Genomic DNA, 14,010 nt, shown 5'->3' on the forward strand with positions numbered 1-14,010 from the left:
CGTTACCAGGGCAGGAATCAGTTGGGTGTCGCCCACGCGCCCGACGATGCGCGGCGGCGTCGGGCACGCATGCGAGCGTCGGGCGCGCGCGTCAGATAGCGATTGACGCGCTTCTCGAGACGGGCGGCCGGAATGGTCAGCAGCGCGACCAGCACGACATAGACAACAGCCGCGCCGGCCAGCGGTTCGTACACGCGCAACGTCTCGAAACGCAGCGTATTGGCCGTCCCCATCACGTCGAACACGGTAACGGTCGACGCGAGGACGGTCGATTTCAGCAGCAGGATCGCCTCGCCGGTGAGCGCGGGCAGCGCGAGCCGCCACGCGCGCGGGCCGACGATCCGGCGCAGCACCTGCACGCGCGTCATCCCGTATGCGTGCCCGGCTTCGATCTCTTCGGCCGGCACGCCGGCGATCGCGCCGCGCAGGATCGTCGCGACATACGCGCTCTCGTTCACGCTCAACGCGACGATCGCGTACCAGAACGCGTCGCGCAGCAGCGGCGATGCCCAACTGTCGCGCATCCATTCGCGCGGGACGATCTGCCCGAATCCGTAGTACAGCAGATAGAGCTGAACGAGCAGCGGCGTGCCGCGAATCAGCATGAGCCAACCGCGCGCGGACCAGCGCAGCGGCGCATGGCGCGCACCGGCGGCGAGCGCGAGCGGCACGCCCAGCAGCACGCTCGCCGCGCCAGAAACGAGCGTCAGCGCGAGCGTCGTCGGCACCGCGGCGAGCAGCTTCGGCATCACCGTATCGAGCAGGAACGGCAGCGAGAAGATCATGCGGCGCGCCTCGTGCCACGGTTCGCATGCCGCTCGAGCGCCGCGAAGATGCCCGTCGACGCGATGCTCAGCAGCAGGAACAGCGCAGCCGTGACGAGATAGAAGAATACGTAGTGCCGCGTCGCGCCGGCCGCGAGCTGGCTCGCCTTCAGCAGATCCGTGAACGAGCCGAGCACGCTGATGAACGACGCGTCCTTGGTCGCGTTCAGCCACACGTTGCCGACGCCCGGCAACGCAAGCCGCGCGGCGGCCGGAAGCCGGATGCGCGTCAGTGTCTGCCACGGCGTCATCCCGTACGCGTGCGCGGCTTCGACCTGGCCGGCCGGCACGTTGACGAGCGCCGCGCGGAAGATGTCGGTCAGATACGCGCCCTGGATGAACCCGAGCGACAGTGCGGCGACGACGAACGGATCGAATGCGAAGCCGTCGGACACGATCCCGCTGTCGCGAAGCGCATGCTCGACGGCCGGCGCCACCGCATAGAACGCGAGCAGCAGGCACAGCAGCTCGGGCAGCGCGCGCACGAGCGTCGTGTAGAGCCGCGCGAGCCATGCGAGCGGCGCGTGCCGCGACAGCTTGCCGAGCGCGCCGGCGATGCCGAGCAGCACGCCGGCGCAGAACGACGCTGCCGCGACGCCGAACGTCAGTGCGAACGCGCCCGCAAACACGCGGCCATAGCCGCCGTCGCCGAATGCGAGCAACGCGAGCAGCGAATCGTCCGCGGCCATCGGGTCAGCGGCCTTTCTCGATCGTGCCCTTCAGGTTCGGATAGCGGGCGGTGATCGCATCCCACGTGCCGTCCTGCTGCAGTTGGGCGATCGCGGTCGACAGCTTGCCGCGCAACGCATCGCCGTGACGGACGCCCGCGCCGATGCCGAGGCCCAGCACCGGATTGTCCGCGCACGTGGCCTTGACCTCGAAGTCCTTGCCGTCGCGCGACGCGAGGAACGCCGTGAACAGCCCCTTGCCTTCCTGCACGTAGTCGACGCGGCCGGACGCCAGATCCGCGAGCGCATTGTCGAACTTGTCGAACGCCTTGATCTGCGCATCCTGCTTGAAGCGGGAATCGAGGAACGCCGAGAAGTTCGTGCCGGCCTCGACGCCGATCACGCGGCCCTTGAAGCTCGCGGGCACCGCGCAGTCGACGCGGCGCCGGTCGCTTTTCGCGCCGACGAACACCGTCGGCGATTCGTAATACGCACGGCTGAAATCGATCGCCTTCTGCCGTTCGCCGGTGATCGTCATCGACGACCAGATCACGTCGATCTTGCGATTCTGCAGTGCCGGAATCAGGCCGTCCCACGCAATGTCGGTGAGTTCGCACCGCACGTTCAGTTTGCCGCACGCGGCATCGAGCACGTCGATTTCCCAACCCTTCCACTTGCCGGCTGCGTCCTTCGAAAAGAACGGCGGATACGACTCGGCGTCGATGCCGACGCGCAACGTCGGCTGGGCCGCATGGGAAGCCGGTACGAGGCCGAGCACGAACAGCGCGGCTGCGGCACGGCGGCCCCTGGAACGCATCAAACGATTCATGTGGCGAATTTCTGAAATAACGTCGGAACAACCGGCGTCGCAGCCGGCAGGAGGCGAGACTGTAATGCGCGCCGAAGCATGTACCAAATGGTTATTTGTTCGATGGATATCTGATCGCGCGATATGGCGGAACGGCGCACCGTCGAACGCGAAGCACGGTGCATCGTGCGACCGTTCGCCCGCTCACGCCTCCACTGTTTCGTGCTGCAACGCCGGCAGCCACGGATGATCAGCTCGCGCAGCGTCAGCCGCTGGCGTGCGTAGCCGACGAAGATCGCCACGCGTCCGCGCCGGCGATGCACGCTGTCGATCGCCGGCAGCAGCGATTCCGGCAACGGCTGGTCGAGCGGCAGCGCGCGCAGGTCGACGCCGCCGCCGAGCATGTCGGCGAGCTTCAGCCAGCCCTGTTCGTAATCGATGCGTTCATGCTTGTCGCGCAACCGTCGAATGCGACGGCCTGCCCATGCAGCTCGGCGACGAACACGCGCGCTTCTTGCCCGCGCTTTCCGCTTCCGCAAAGCTCATTTGCCGTTTCATCGTCGTCGTGGGATCGTTCCGTGAACTATCTTCCACAACGTCCTCGGCGGCATCGGAGATGACCACCGAGCCAGATAAATCAGCTTTCCCCAACCCTTGTCGCCGCTATATCGACGTACACCGGCAAATCTGCCTCGAAATCGAGGGGCCGCCGATTCGTGCCGCGGACGGGCGTCGGCGCGGGCGAACGAAGCAAGGGTCGCAGTACAGTTCGACCTCTGTGCGCCCGCGCCCGCGCGGCCTCAGAACTTGTGCAGCAGACCCACGCGATAGACCATCTGGTTGCCGCTCGACGACAGATCCGCGGAACCCACGATATGCGCTGCATCCAGCGCCGTCCCGGTACTCCCGTTGGTGTGCTGCCACGCGCCCTGCGTATAGACCGACGTGCGCTTGCTCAGGTTGTAGCTGAGCGCGAGCGCGCATTGCAGCCAGTACGGATTGGTGCTGCCCTGCGCGTCCTTGAACGAGCCGTGCGTATAGGCGACTGCGCCCGCCAGCGACAGATCGGGCTGGATGAAATACTGGCCGTTCAATTCGAAGTTATCGAATTTCCACGACTTCCACCCATTGCCGCCGATGTCGCTCACATAGGCGTTCGCGGCCGGATCGTAGACATCGACGTGCGAATATGCGAAGCCCACGTTCGAGCCGTTGGAGAAGGTCCATTTGACGCCCGCGTCGATGTTCTGCTGCACCGAAGCGGCGAACACCGCGTCGCTGCCCACGGCGCCGCCCGCCGTCGTGCCGCCGTTGTTCGTGCGCATGTAGGCCGCCGCCGCGCTCAGCGAACCGGCCGACCACGTCACGCCAGCACTGTAGTTGCGGTTGTCGGCGAAGCCCGTCGTGTTGCTGAAGCCATAGGCCGCTTCGACCTGCGCGCCGCCGAAGACCGGCGACAGATACTTGACCGCGTTGTTCACGCGCGTGTCGTAGTCGGCGTTGTCGTTGTCGAACGGATGTGCGGCCAGATCGCCGATGGTGCTGCCCGCCGCCGTGAACGGGCTCCACAGGTCGACGGTGGCGTCGTACTGGCGGCCGAGCGTGAGTGTGCCCGCCTGCTGCGACGCGAGCCCCACGAAGGCCTGACGTCCGAACAGGCGGCCGCCCTGATTCGCCGCACCCGTGGAGGCGTTGAAGCCGTTCTCGAGCGTGAAGACCGCGCTCAGTCCACCGCCCAGATCCTCGACGCCCCTGAGGCCCCACATCGACTCCTGGCTGTCGCCGCTGACCATCGCGAAGGCATGATGGCCCGCCGCGTTGGTGGTGAAGTTGATGCCTTCGTCGATGGCGCCGTACAGCGTCACGCTGCTCTGGGCATGGGCCGCCGTGGCGGCGATCAGTGTGATGGCCAGGGTGGCGCACGCGCTTGCGATGTCGTGTTTTTTCATGGAGTGGTGGCTTGTCGTTGTGGAGAATCCGGCAAAAGCGCTGGACGAAGTCCAGCCTCCATCCATCAGGATGGCTATTTATTTCCAAGCGAAGTGCGATGCGTGCTTTTCTGCGCGGCGCGGATCAGACCTGCGTGCCGCGCCGCATCGCATCGTCAGAGAGGGGCCACCGCTTCCGGGGCCGTGCTCGCGCCGCGCACATCGGGCGGACCGGCAAAGCGGTGGCGCACACCCACAACGAACCACAGCAGCGCCATCACGCCGATCAAACCGAGGCTCACGTAGAGCACCTTTTCGTTCGGCGGCTGGCAGCCCACGTACACCAGCACGGAGCCGCCCAGCACGGCCAGCAGCGCCACCGGCTTCGACCACTTGCGCAGATCGAACGGGCCTTTGCGCGTCCACGTGCGGTCTTCCGCGTTCAGGGCCGCCGCGATCGGCATGACATAGGAGACGTAGAGGAACACCGCACTGCCTGTCGAGAGCACCGCGAAGGCGTCGCCGTACAGCGTCGCCGCGACGGCGAGAATCGAGCACACCCAGATGGCCGCGCCCGGCGTGCCGTAACCGTTCACTTTCTTGAGCCACGCCGATGCGGGCAGGCCGCCGTCGCGCGCGAACGCATAGGTCATGCGCGAGCACGACGTCAGGCAGGCCAGTCCGCACAGGTAGTTTGCGAGGAAGATGCCCACGCCGAGCGGCACGCTCAGCCAGCCCGGCAAGGTGCCCAGCAGGATCGTAAAGAAACCGCTGCCCGCCTTCACGCTGCCTTCGAGGTCGGGCAGCACGAGCAGGAAGGTGCAGACCATCGCGTAGCCGAACAGGCTCGACCACAGCACCGCGCGCAGCATGCCGCGCGGCACGTTGCGCGGCGCATCGTGGGTTTCCTCCGAGGTATGCGCGGACGCGTCGAAACCCACGATCGTATAGATCGTCAGCAGCAAGCCCGAGAGGAACGCGGCCACCGCGCCCTGATGCGGCCACGCGCCCCCCTCGAAGCCGGTGAAGTTGCGGAACGTGACGAGTCGCGTGAAGTCCAGCGGCCCATGCGCCGAAACCAGCAGACCGAGCGTGAGCACCACGGCGATCGCGAAGATCAGATAACCCGAGAGGTCCGTGAGACGCGTGGTCAGATGCACGCGATAGTGATTGAGCAGCGCCTGCGACATCGTCACGATCACGATGAACGCGGTTTGATGCGCAAACGTGAGCTTGTCGGGATCGATATGGAACAGCGGCGCGATGAAGGTCTTGAAGAACGGATCGTAGACGCCGAAGTTCACCGAGGCGACCACGAAGATCAGCCCGAGCAGATTGAACCAGGCCGTGGCCCAGCCCCAGCCCTTGTTGCCGAGAATCGAGCTCCAGTGATAAAGCCCGCCCGCCGTGGGATAGGCGGACGCGATCTGCGCCATCGAGAGCGCCACCACCAGCGCGAACAGCGCGCCCACCGGCCAGCCGATGCCGATGGACGCACCGCCGCCTGCGCTCAGCCCCTGCGGAAAAGCCGTGATGCCACCCGCGAGAATGCAGATGATCGCGAACGAGATGGCGAAATTCGAAAAGCCGCTCATGCGCCGCATGAGTTCCTGCGTATAGCCCATGCTGCCGAGAATGCTGGCGTCGTGATTCGCCGCATCCGCCTTCGGGGTGGGTTCCATCCTGATCTCCCGGTTGGGTCGGCCCGCGTGCGTCAGGCGCGCGCGCCGATATGCCTGCGTTGCCGTGCGTGTCGTTGCGCCTGCTCTTCTTGGCCTGGCGACGGCCGGCGCATCGCCGGGTGTTGCGAACTGCGCGTGCAGCGAGTTCCACAACGGGTCGCTCGACGAGTCATGCAACGGCTCATATAAAAGGCGGCCCGCCGCAGCGGGCCGTTCGCATCAGGGAAACTTCGCCATGATGTGGCGCGCGCAGGTGTACTCCTCGAGCGCGAACACCGACATGTCCTTGCCGTAGCCCGAACGCTTCATGCCGCCGTGCGGCATTTCGCTCACGAGCGTGAAGTGCGTGTTGATCCACGTGCAGCCATATTGCAGTTCGGCCGCCACCTTGAAGGCCTTGTTGACGTCGCGGGTCCAGACCGAACTCGCAAGACCGAAGTCCGAATCGTTGGCCCAGTCGATGGCCTGCGCCGCGCCGTTGAAACGCGTGACCGACACCACCGGCCCGAACACTTCGCGGCGCACGATCTCGTCGTCCTGACGCGCGCCCGCCACCACGGTCGGCTCGTAGAAGAAGCCGCGGCCCTCGGCGAGCTTGCCGCCCGTCGTGATCTCGATGTGCTTCTGGCTCGCCGCGCGCTCGACGAAACTCGCCACGCGTCCACGCTGGCGCTCCGAGATCAGCGGCCCCATCTCCACGCCTTCCATGTGCTGCTCGCCGTAGCGGATCGAACTCACCGCGCTGGAAAGGTCCGCGACCAGGCGATCGTAGATCTTGTCTTCCGCATAGACGCGACACGCAGCCGTACAGTCCTGCCCGGCGTTGTAGTAGCCGAAGGTGCGCAGGCCGGCGACCACTTCGTCGAGGTCGGCGTCGTCGAACACGATTACGGGCGCCTTGCCGCCCAGCTCCAGGTGCGTGCGCTTCACGGTGTGCGAGGCGGCTTCGAGAATGCGCTGGCCCGTCGAGACGTCGCCGGTGATCGAAATCATGCGCACCTGCGGCTGCGTGATGAGCGGCGCGCCTACGGTATCGCCGCGCCCCGTCACCACGTTGATCACGCCCGCCGGGAAAATGGCGGCGATCAGTTCGGCGAGCTTGAGCGTGGTGAGCGGCGTCTGCTCGGACGGCTTGAGCACCACGGTATTGCCGGCCGCAACGGCGGGCGCGAGCTTCCACGCCGCCATCATCAGCGGGTAATTCCACGGCGCGATCGACGCGATCACGCCCAGCGGGTCGCGGCGGATCATGCTCGTATGGCCCGGCAGATATTCGCCCGCGAGCGGACCGTGCTGCGTGCGGCACGCGCCCGCGAAGAAGCGGAACACGTCGGCGACCGCGGGGATTTCGTCGTTGAGCGCGCCCAGATACGGCTTGCCGCAATTGAGCGATTCGAGCCGCGCGAATTCGGTGGCGCGCGACTCGATGGCGTCGGCGAGCTTGAGCAGCAGCGTCGCGCGATCCTTGGGCGTGCTGCGCGCCCACGCGGGCCACGCGCGGCTCGCGGCGGCCGTTGCCGCCTGCACCTGTTCGAGCGACGCTTCGGCCACGCGCGCGATCGCTTCGCCCGTCGACGGATTCAAGATGTTTTCCTTGCTGCCCTGGCCCGGCATGAATTCGCCGCCGATCATCAGGTTCGTTTGCATCGATTTTTCCATTTGCTCTCTCTTCGTTGAGCCTACGCTCTTGGGTGTCGGTCCTGTCCGCGATGGCCGCGCGCCGTTCAGCGGCTGCTGCCCGCGGTACTTTCGGTGTCGCGCGTGAGATACCACGCGCCCAGAATCGGAATCATGGTGATGGCCATCACCATCAGCGCGACCACGTTGGTCACGGGCACGTCGCGCGGCCGCGATAGCTGGTTCAGCAGCCAGATCGGCAGCGTGCGTTCCTGTCCCGCCGTAAACGTGGTGACGATGATCTCGTCGAAGCTCAGCGCGAACGCGAGAATCGCGCCCGCCAGCAACGCCGTGGCGATCTGCGGCAGCACGACGTGACGGAAGGTCTGCCAACCATCCGCGCCGAGATCCATCGACGCTTCCACGAGGCTCGCGGGCATGCGCCGCAGCCGCGCGACCACGTTGTTGTAGACCATCACCACGCAGAACGTGCCGTGCCCGACCGCGATGGTCCAGAAGCCCAGGTCGAGATTCGCGGTCTTGAACGCGGACAGAAGCGCGATGCCGGTGATGATGCCTGGCAGCGCGATCGGCAGGATCAGCGCAAACGTCATGGCTTCCTTGCCGAAGAAGTTGCGCCGGTACAGCGCACCCGCGGCGGCCGTGCCGAGCAGCACCGCCAGCAACGTGGCGAGCGCCGCCACCTTCACCGAGAGCCACGCGGCCGCGAGCATGTCGTCGCGCGCGAAGGCGTCGGTGAACCAGTGCAGCGTGAAGCCCTTGAGCGGGAAACTGAACGCGCTGGTTTCGGTGTTGAACGCGTAGAGCGCGACCACGAGAACCGGCAGATGCAGGAACGCGAGGCCGCCCCAGGCGGCGCAGCGCAGCAGGCGCGAAGGTTGGGCGTCAGAATGCATCGAAAGCTCCCAGGCGTTTGGCGATGACGAGATACACGCCGATCAGCAGCATCGGGACAACCGTGAAGGCGGCGGCCATCGGCACGTTGCCGATCGAGCCTTGCATCGTGTAGACCATGGTGCCGATAAAGAGGCCGCTCGGCCCCACGAGTTGCGGAATGATGTAGTCGCCCAGCGTGAGCGAGAACGTGAAGATCGAGCCCGCCGCGATGCCGGGAAACGCCAGCGGCAGGATCACGGTGCGGAAAGTCTGGCGCGGATGCGCGCCGAGGTCGGCGGACGCCTGCAGCAGATTGGCCGGAATGCGCTCGATGGCGGCCTGGATCGGCAGGATCATGAACGGCAGCCAGATATACGTGAAGACCAGAAAGCGGCCGATGTTCGAGGTGGACAGCGAGTCGCCGCCGATCACCGGCACGCGCAGCAGCGCATCAAGCGCCGCGCGCAGATGCAGCGTGTCGATGATCCAGTAGAGCACGCCGCCCTGGGCGAGAATCACGGTCCACGCATAGACCTTGACGATGTAGCTGGCCCACATCGGCAGCATCACGGCCACGTAGAACAGGCCTTTTTTCCAGCCCTTCGCGTAGCGCGCCATGTAGTACGCCACCGGAAACGCGAGCAGCGCGCTCGCGAGCGTCACGCAGCAGGCCATGCCGGCCGTGCGCAGCACCACGTCCAGATTGGCGGGATCGTGCACCAGCGCCAGATAGTTCGCAAGCGTGAAACCGGGACTCACGGCCATCGTGAAGTCGTCGAAGCGCCAGACGCTTTGAAGCAGCAGCGTGAACAACGAACCCAGATACACCACGCCGAACCACAGCAGCGGCGGCAAAAGCAGCAGCGACAAATACAGGTTCGCGTGCCGGTGCAGGAAGCCGCTTGCGCGGCGCATCAGGCCGTCGCGCGGCGGCGCGGCGCGCGTCACGGCCGCATTCGATGTCGTGGTCATGCTCACCCCCGCGGCTCCAGCGCCACCATCGCACGGCGCGCCCACGCGAGCGTGACGGCGTCGCCGACCGCGGGCAGCGCCGTGGCCGCATCGTCCTGATTCGCGACCGTCACCGCGAGGCGCTGCCCTGCATCCGAACGCACCTCGAAGCGGCTCGTCGCGCCGTAGTACTGGATGTCGATCAGCGTGCCGGGCAACTGCACGTCATCGGTGCTCGCGGGCGCAGCGCCGCTGAAGCGGATGTGCTCGGGACGGATCGCAAACGGTTGGGTCGCGCCCACGCGTTGCAGCAAGGCAGGGTCGACGATCACGTTCGAGGTGCCGACGAAATCGGCGACGAACGGCGTAGCCGGACGCGTGTAGAGATTGCGCGGCGTGTCGACCTGTTCGATGCGGCCTTTGTTGAACACGGCCACGCGGTCCGACATCGACAGCGCCTCGCCCTGATCGTGCGTGACGTAGATGAAGGTCACGCCGAGCTTGCGCTGCAAGGTCTTGAGTTCGATCTGCATCTGCTCGCGCAGCTTGAGGTCGAGCGCGCCCAGCGGTTCGTCGAGCAGCAGAATGCGCGGACGCCGCACGAGTGCGCGCGCCAGCGCCACGCGCTGCCGCTGTCCGCCCGACAGTTGGCCGGGACGCCGCGCGCCATAACCGCCGAGCGCGACGAGTTCCAGCGCCTCCTCCGCCTGACGATGACGCGTGCGTTTGTCGGCGCCGCTCACCAGCAGCCCGTAGGCCACGTTGTCGCGAATGTTCATGTGCGGGAACAGCGCGTAATCCTGGAACACGGTGTTCACGTCGCGCTGATACGGCGGCAGGCCGGTCGCGTCGCGGCCATGCAGGACCACGCGGCCCGCGCCGGGCTGTTCGAAGCCCGCGATCAGACGCAGGCATGTGGTCTTGCCGGAACCCGACGGCCCGAGCATCGAGAAGAATTCGCCGTCGTTGACGACGAGCGAAACGTCGTCCACGGCGCGCACGCCGCCGTAGTGACGCGAGACCCGGGAGAATTCGACTGCGCTATTCATGATGTTTCCTGCCTGTTGTTGCGACTTGCCGCATCGTGCCGCGGAAGGGCTGCCCCCCGCGCCACGCACGTCGGCGTGGCGTCCCGTGGTTTTCCCGTAGCGCTATCGACCACCCATGATCGAAATGAAATCCTGGGTCCAGCGGCCGTACGGCACGCACTTGCCCTGCGAACCGCAATTCGCCACCGGCGTCTTCCAGAAGTGAATCTGGTCGAAGCGGTCATAGCCGTTCGCCGCGCAGAAGTTCGAGCCGCCCGCCGCCGCCTGCTGGCAACCGCCCTGAATCACCGGATTCGAGCCGAACCATTCGGCCAGATCGGCCTGTAATTTGCGGTTGAGCGACCAGTTCATCCACTTGTAGGCGCAGACGGGATGCGGTGCGTCCGCGTGCATCATCGTGGTGTCGGCCCAACCCGTGGCGCCTTCCTGAGGAATCGTCGCGGCGATCGGGAATTTTTCGGCTTGCAGCGAATTCACCGTGTAGCCCCAAGCGCTCGACACGGCCACGCCTTCGTTCTTGAAGTCGTTCATCTGCACCGTGACGTCGTGCCAATAGCGATGCACGAGCGGCTTTTGCGCGCGCAGCACCTTGAGCACTTCGGCGTATTGCGCTTCGTTCAGCTCGTATGGGTCCTTGATGCCGAGCGCGGGATTCTTGCGCATCAGATAGACGGCGGCATCGGCCACATAGATCGCACCGTTATAGGCCTGCACGCGGCCCTTGTTGCTCTTGCCGTCGGGCAGCGTCTGCTGCTCGAAGACGACCGACCACGAAGTGGGCGCCTTCGGGAAAATCTTCGTGTTATAGGCGAGGAAATTCGCGCCCCACTGATACGGCACGCCGTAATGCACGCCATTGACCGTATGCCACGGCGCGTTCTGGAGGCGCGGCTCGATCGTGTTCCAGGCGGGAATCAGCGCGGTGTTGATCGGCTGCACCTTCTTGCCGTATACGAGCCGCAGACTCGCATCGCCCGAGGCCGTGACGAGGTCGTAGCCGCCCTGGTTCATCAGCGAGACCATTTCGTCGGAGGTCGCGGCCGTCTTCACGTTCACCTTGCAGCCCGACTGCTTCTCGAAGCCGGTGACCCAGTCGTATTTCTTGTCAGTGTCGCCGCGTTCGATGTAGCCCGGCCACGCGATGATGTTGACCTGGCCTTCCGGCCTGCCCAGTTGCGCAAGCGGCCCGGCCGCGCTGGCGAGCCCCGTGTTGACGAGCGCGGCAAGGGCGATGGCGGCAGCCATGTAAGGGGTGTGCGACATGCTCCGATTCCTCGTGATTGTGGCCCGGGCGGCGTACCTGAAAGCCCCGTGGGCAAAGGGTTTGAGGCGATGCGATGATGGTCGGAGCTATTCTAGGAGGGGGTCTTTTTTGACCGATAGGCCGAAACCCAGATACGAGCTATCTTAAATTCCGAACGCTCGGGCCGCAGAAGTCGACGAAAACGCGCTCGAGCGTGGCCGTGCGGCGTGGGAGGAATCGCGGCTGTCCCGCATGACGCGGAGCTTTCAGGCACGACGCAAAGCGGTGGATGCGCCGTCCGGCGCGCTTTTGCGAAACCCTCGGCGCCGCAAGCGGTGTCCGTGAAAACCCGAGCGGTGATGCGTATAAGAACCTGAAGGTTTCGGCGGAATGGAATGATCTACGTGTAATATCGGAAATTCAGATCGACGATTTGCTGTGCGTGCGCGAATACTCGCGTGCGACGCTGAGGAAATGCTGCACCATCTCCGGCAAAGTGAGGCTGCGCCGCCAGGCGATGCCGATATCGACGGTCGGCATCTCGCCCAGAATCTTGCGCACCTCCAGTCGGTCGCCGTCGAGCGACCAGGGGCGGTACAGCACGTCGGGGAGAATCGACAGGCCCGCGCCGGTGGCCACCAGACTCCGCACCGCTTCCACCGACGCCGTGCGCATCACCGTGTTGGGCCGCAGCCCCGCCGCGCGCCAGAACGCGGTGGTGTTGTCTTCCAACTCGTCCACTTTCAGCATGATCATGCCTTCGTTGGCGATCTCCTGAAGCGAGATGCTGCCCAGGCCGCGCAGCGCGTGATTGGCCGGCAGCCACAGACGCCACGCGGCCTTGATCAGCGATTCGGTTTCGATGGCCTGGCTGTTCTGCACGTTCGAGACGATCAGCACGGCCACGTCCAGTTCGCCGTTGACGAGCAGATGCTCGATGTAGTCGCGCTGATCCTCGACCACCTGCACTTCCACCTTGGGGAACACGCGTTTGTATTGGTCGAGCAGGTAGGGCAGGAAGTAGCCGGTCATCAGGCTCGTGACGCCGACGTTCAGGCGGCCGGTTTTGGTGTCCGGGCGCGCGGAGAGCGCTTGCTGGGCGTTGCGCACGGCTGCGAGGATCTGATGCGCGTGACGCAGGAATTGATGGCCCGCGTGCGTGAGCACCATGCCGCGCGCGTGACGCACGAAGAGTTGCGCGCCCAGTTCGCTTTCGAGACCTTTGATGGCCTCGGTGATGACAGATTGCGAAATGTTGAGCGTCTGGGTTGCGCCCGTCACGGACTCGGCTTCCGCCACCGCGATGAAATAACGCACGCTTTTGACGGAGAGGCTCATGGGGACGTCGGGCGGTTTTTGGGATCGGGGGGAGTATATATCGCGGTACCCTCAGGAAACGGATTCTTACGTACGCGTGCGACGTGAAGTCGCGCCAGTTGTTGGCTCGACCCGTACCCCCTCGCTACGGTGAGCTTGGCGCTTTCGCCCTTCGCCGACGCTTTCGCGCCCTTCACATCCGCCTCGTGAGCCGCGGCAATATCAGCGTCGACGAGTTTGTCCGCATGCTCGTCGTCGAACCCTGCGATGTCGCCGGGTGTACGCGTTGTTGATGATTTCGAAACCGCCGCCATCGCGCGCTCGAAGGTACGTGCTAACGTCTTGGCCATCTCGCCAGTTTCTAAGCTGGAAGTCCGCCTGCCAGCCTTGTTTAATGAGCGCTAAGCGGCCGCCAACGATTTCGCCGGACGTGTTCAGCTTCGAGTTTGGGTCGAAGTTACCAGTGTCCCAAGGCGTCGATCCTGCGAAACTCGGTCGAGCAGGAAGGTTCATTACGTCGTTCTCATCGATCACCGTGTACTTGTACGCGTTCGATGGACCAGTTCGGAAAACAACGTTTCTGACGGACGGGTCGTTGTAGATCATCGGCTTCGTGCCGTCGTTGTCCGCATACCCCTGGCTCAACTGAACCTGTGGCACCGCCAACGTACCAGTCATTGCCCCTCCGCCCTTGGGAACGGCGTTGTTCAGCACCCACTGCTGCGATGCATATGCAGCAAGTTGACTCGCGAACGCGACCACGCCGACGTCGGTTGTATCGACCGTCACACGCAGACCTGAACCATCCGTCGCCCAACCGATTTTCACCGCGCTTTGGCCTTGCAGCGCGCCAGTACCCTGTTGAACCGGGGTGTATCCACCCGATTACAGGACGGCCTTCGCTTTTTCCGCGTTCCTTTACCCGCTATGCCATCAGCCTTCCTTGCGGTTGGCCTGCCATCGCTGGCAGCATGTCGGGCTTACCGTGTTCCACAAACATCACAACGAGTGGGTTAGGTCCTGCCT

General features: G+C 65.1%; 13 protein-coding genes. All 13 read right to left on the reverse strand.

Features of this window, described 5'->3' with window-relative positions; all coding sequences use genetic code 11:
* Positions 1 to 17: 17 nt before the first annotated feature.
* Positions 18 to 785 (reverse strand): ABC transporter permease subunit, encoded by a 768-nt coding sequence (locus WS92_RS00495; RefSeq protein WP_006029548.1) that lies wholly within the window; start codon positions 783 to 785, stop codon positions 18 to 20.
* Positions 782 to 1,513 carry an ABC transporter permease gene (locus WS92_RS00500; protein WP_059931449.1) on the reverse strand — a complete coding sequence of 244 codons (732 nt, stop codon included), beginning with the start codon at positions 1,511 to 1,513 and terminating at the stop codon, positions 782 to 784. Before WS92_RS00500 ends, WS92_RS00495 begins: the two co-directional genes overlap by 4 nt.
* Before the next feature lie 4 nt (positions 1,514 to 1,517).
* A complete protein-coding gene (locus WS92_RS00505; RefSeq protein ID WP_015603116.1) occupies positions 1,518 to 2,321 on the reverse strand; it encodes a transporter substrate-binding domain-containing protein in 804 nt (267 codons plus the stop codon).
* Positions 2,318 to 2,761, reverse strand: a complete 444-nt coding sequence (locus WS92_RS00510; RefSeq protein WP_059931447.1) for a hypothetical protein — start codon at positions 2,759 to 2,761, stop codon at positions 2,318 to 2,320. Before WS92_RS00510 ends, WS92_RS00505 begins: the two co-directional genes overlap by 4 nt.
* 339 nt (positions 2,762 to 3,100) lie before the next feature.
* On the reverse strand, positions 3,101 to 4,249 hold the full coding sequence (locus tag WS92_RS00515; RefSeq protein ID WP_059931445.1) for a porin: 1,149 nt from the start codon (positions 4,247 to 4,249) through the stop codon (positions 3,101 to 3,103).
* A 155-nt stretch (positions 4,250 to 4,404) separates the two neighbouring features.
* Positions 4,405 to 5,910, reverse strand: a complete 1,506-nt coding sequence (locus tag WS92_RS00520; RefSeq protein WP_059931443.1) for an amino acid permease — start codon at positions 5,908 to 5,910, stop codon at positions 4,405 to 4,407.
* Between the two features lie 219 nt (positions 5,911 to 6,129).
* On the reverse strand, positions 6,130 to 7,557 hold the full coding sequence (locus tag WS92_RS00525) for a gamma-aminobutyraldehyde dehydrogenase (RefSeq protein ID WP_141667939.1): 1,428 nt from the start codon (positions 7,555 to 7,557) through the stop codon (positions 6,130 to 6,132).
* Positions 7,558 to 7,634: 77 nt separating this feature from the next.
* On the reverse strand, positions 7,635 to 8,444 hold the full coding sequence (locus tag WS92_RS00530) for an ABC transporter permease (RefSeq protein WP_009917542.1): 810 nt from the start codon (positions 8,442 to 8,444) through the stop codon (positions 7,635 to 7,637).
* On the reverse strand, positions 8,434 to 9,396 hold the full coding sequence (locus tag WS92_RS00535) for an ABC transporter permease (protein ID WP_059931438.1): 963 nt from the start codon (positions 9,394 to 9,396) through the stop codon (positions 8,434 to 8,436). The genes WS92_RS00530 and WS92_RS00535 overlap by 11 nt, the downstream gene beginning before the upstream one ends.
* 2 nt (positions 9,397 to 9,398) lie before the next feature.
* A complete protein-coding gene (locus tag WS92_RS00540) occupies positions 9,399 to 10,424 on the reverse strand; it encodes an ABC transporter ATP-binding protein (RefSeq protein WP_059931436.1) in 1,026 nt (341 codons plus the stop codon).
* Positions 10,425 to 10,526: 102 nt separating this feature from the next.
* On the reverse strand, positions 10,527 to 11,687 hold the full coding sequence (locus WS92_RS00545) for an ABC transporter substrate-binding protein (RefSeq protein WP_230479310.1): 1,161 nt from the start codon (positions 11,685 to 11,687) through the stop codon (positions 10,527 to 10,529).
* Between the two features lie 400 nt (positions 11,688 to 12,087).
* On the reverse strand, positions 12,088 to 13,005 hold the full coding sequence (locus WS92_RS00550; RefSeq protein ID WP_009916926.1) for a LysR family transcriptional regulator: 918 nt from the start codon (positions 13,003 to 13,005) through the stop codon (positions 12,088 to 12,090).
* A 201-nt stretch (positions 13,006 to 13,206) separates the two neighbouring features.
* A complete protein-coding gene (locus tag WS92_RS36065; RefSeq protein ID WP_197420759.1) occupies positions 13,207 to 13,812 on the reverse strand; it encodes a hypothetical protein in 606 nt (201 codons plus the stop codon).
* Positions 13,813 to 14,010: the final 198 nt, after the last annotated feature.

It is taken from the genome of Burkholderia sp. MSMB1588, from assembly GCF_001546925.1.
In the GTDB taxonomy this organism is placed as follows: Bacteria; Pseudomonadota; Gammaproteobacteria; order Burkholderiales; family Burkholderiaceae; genus Burkholderia; species Burkholderia humptydooensis.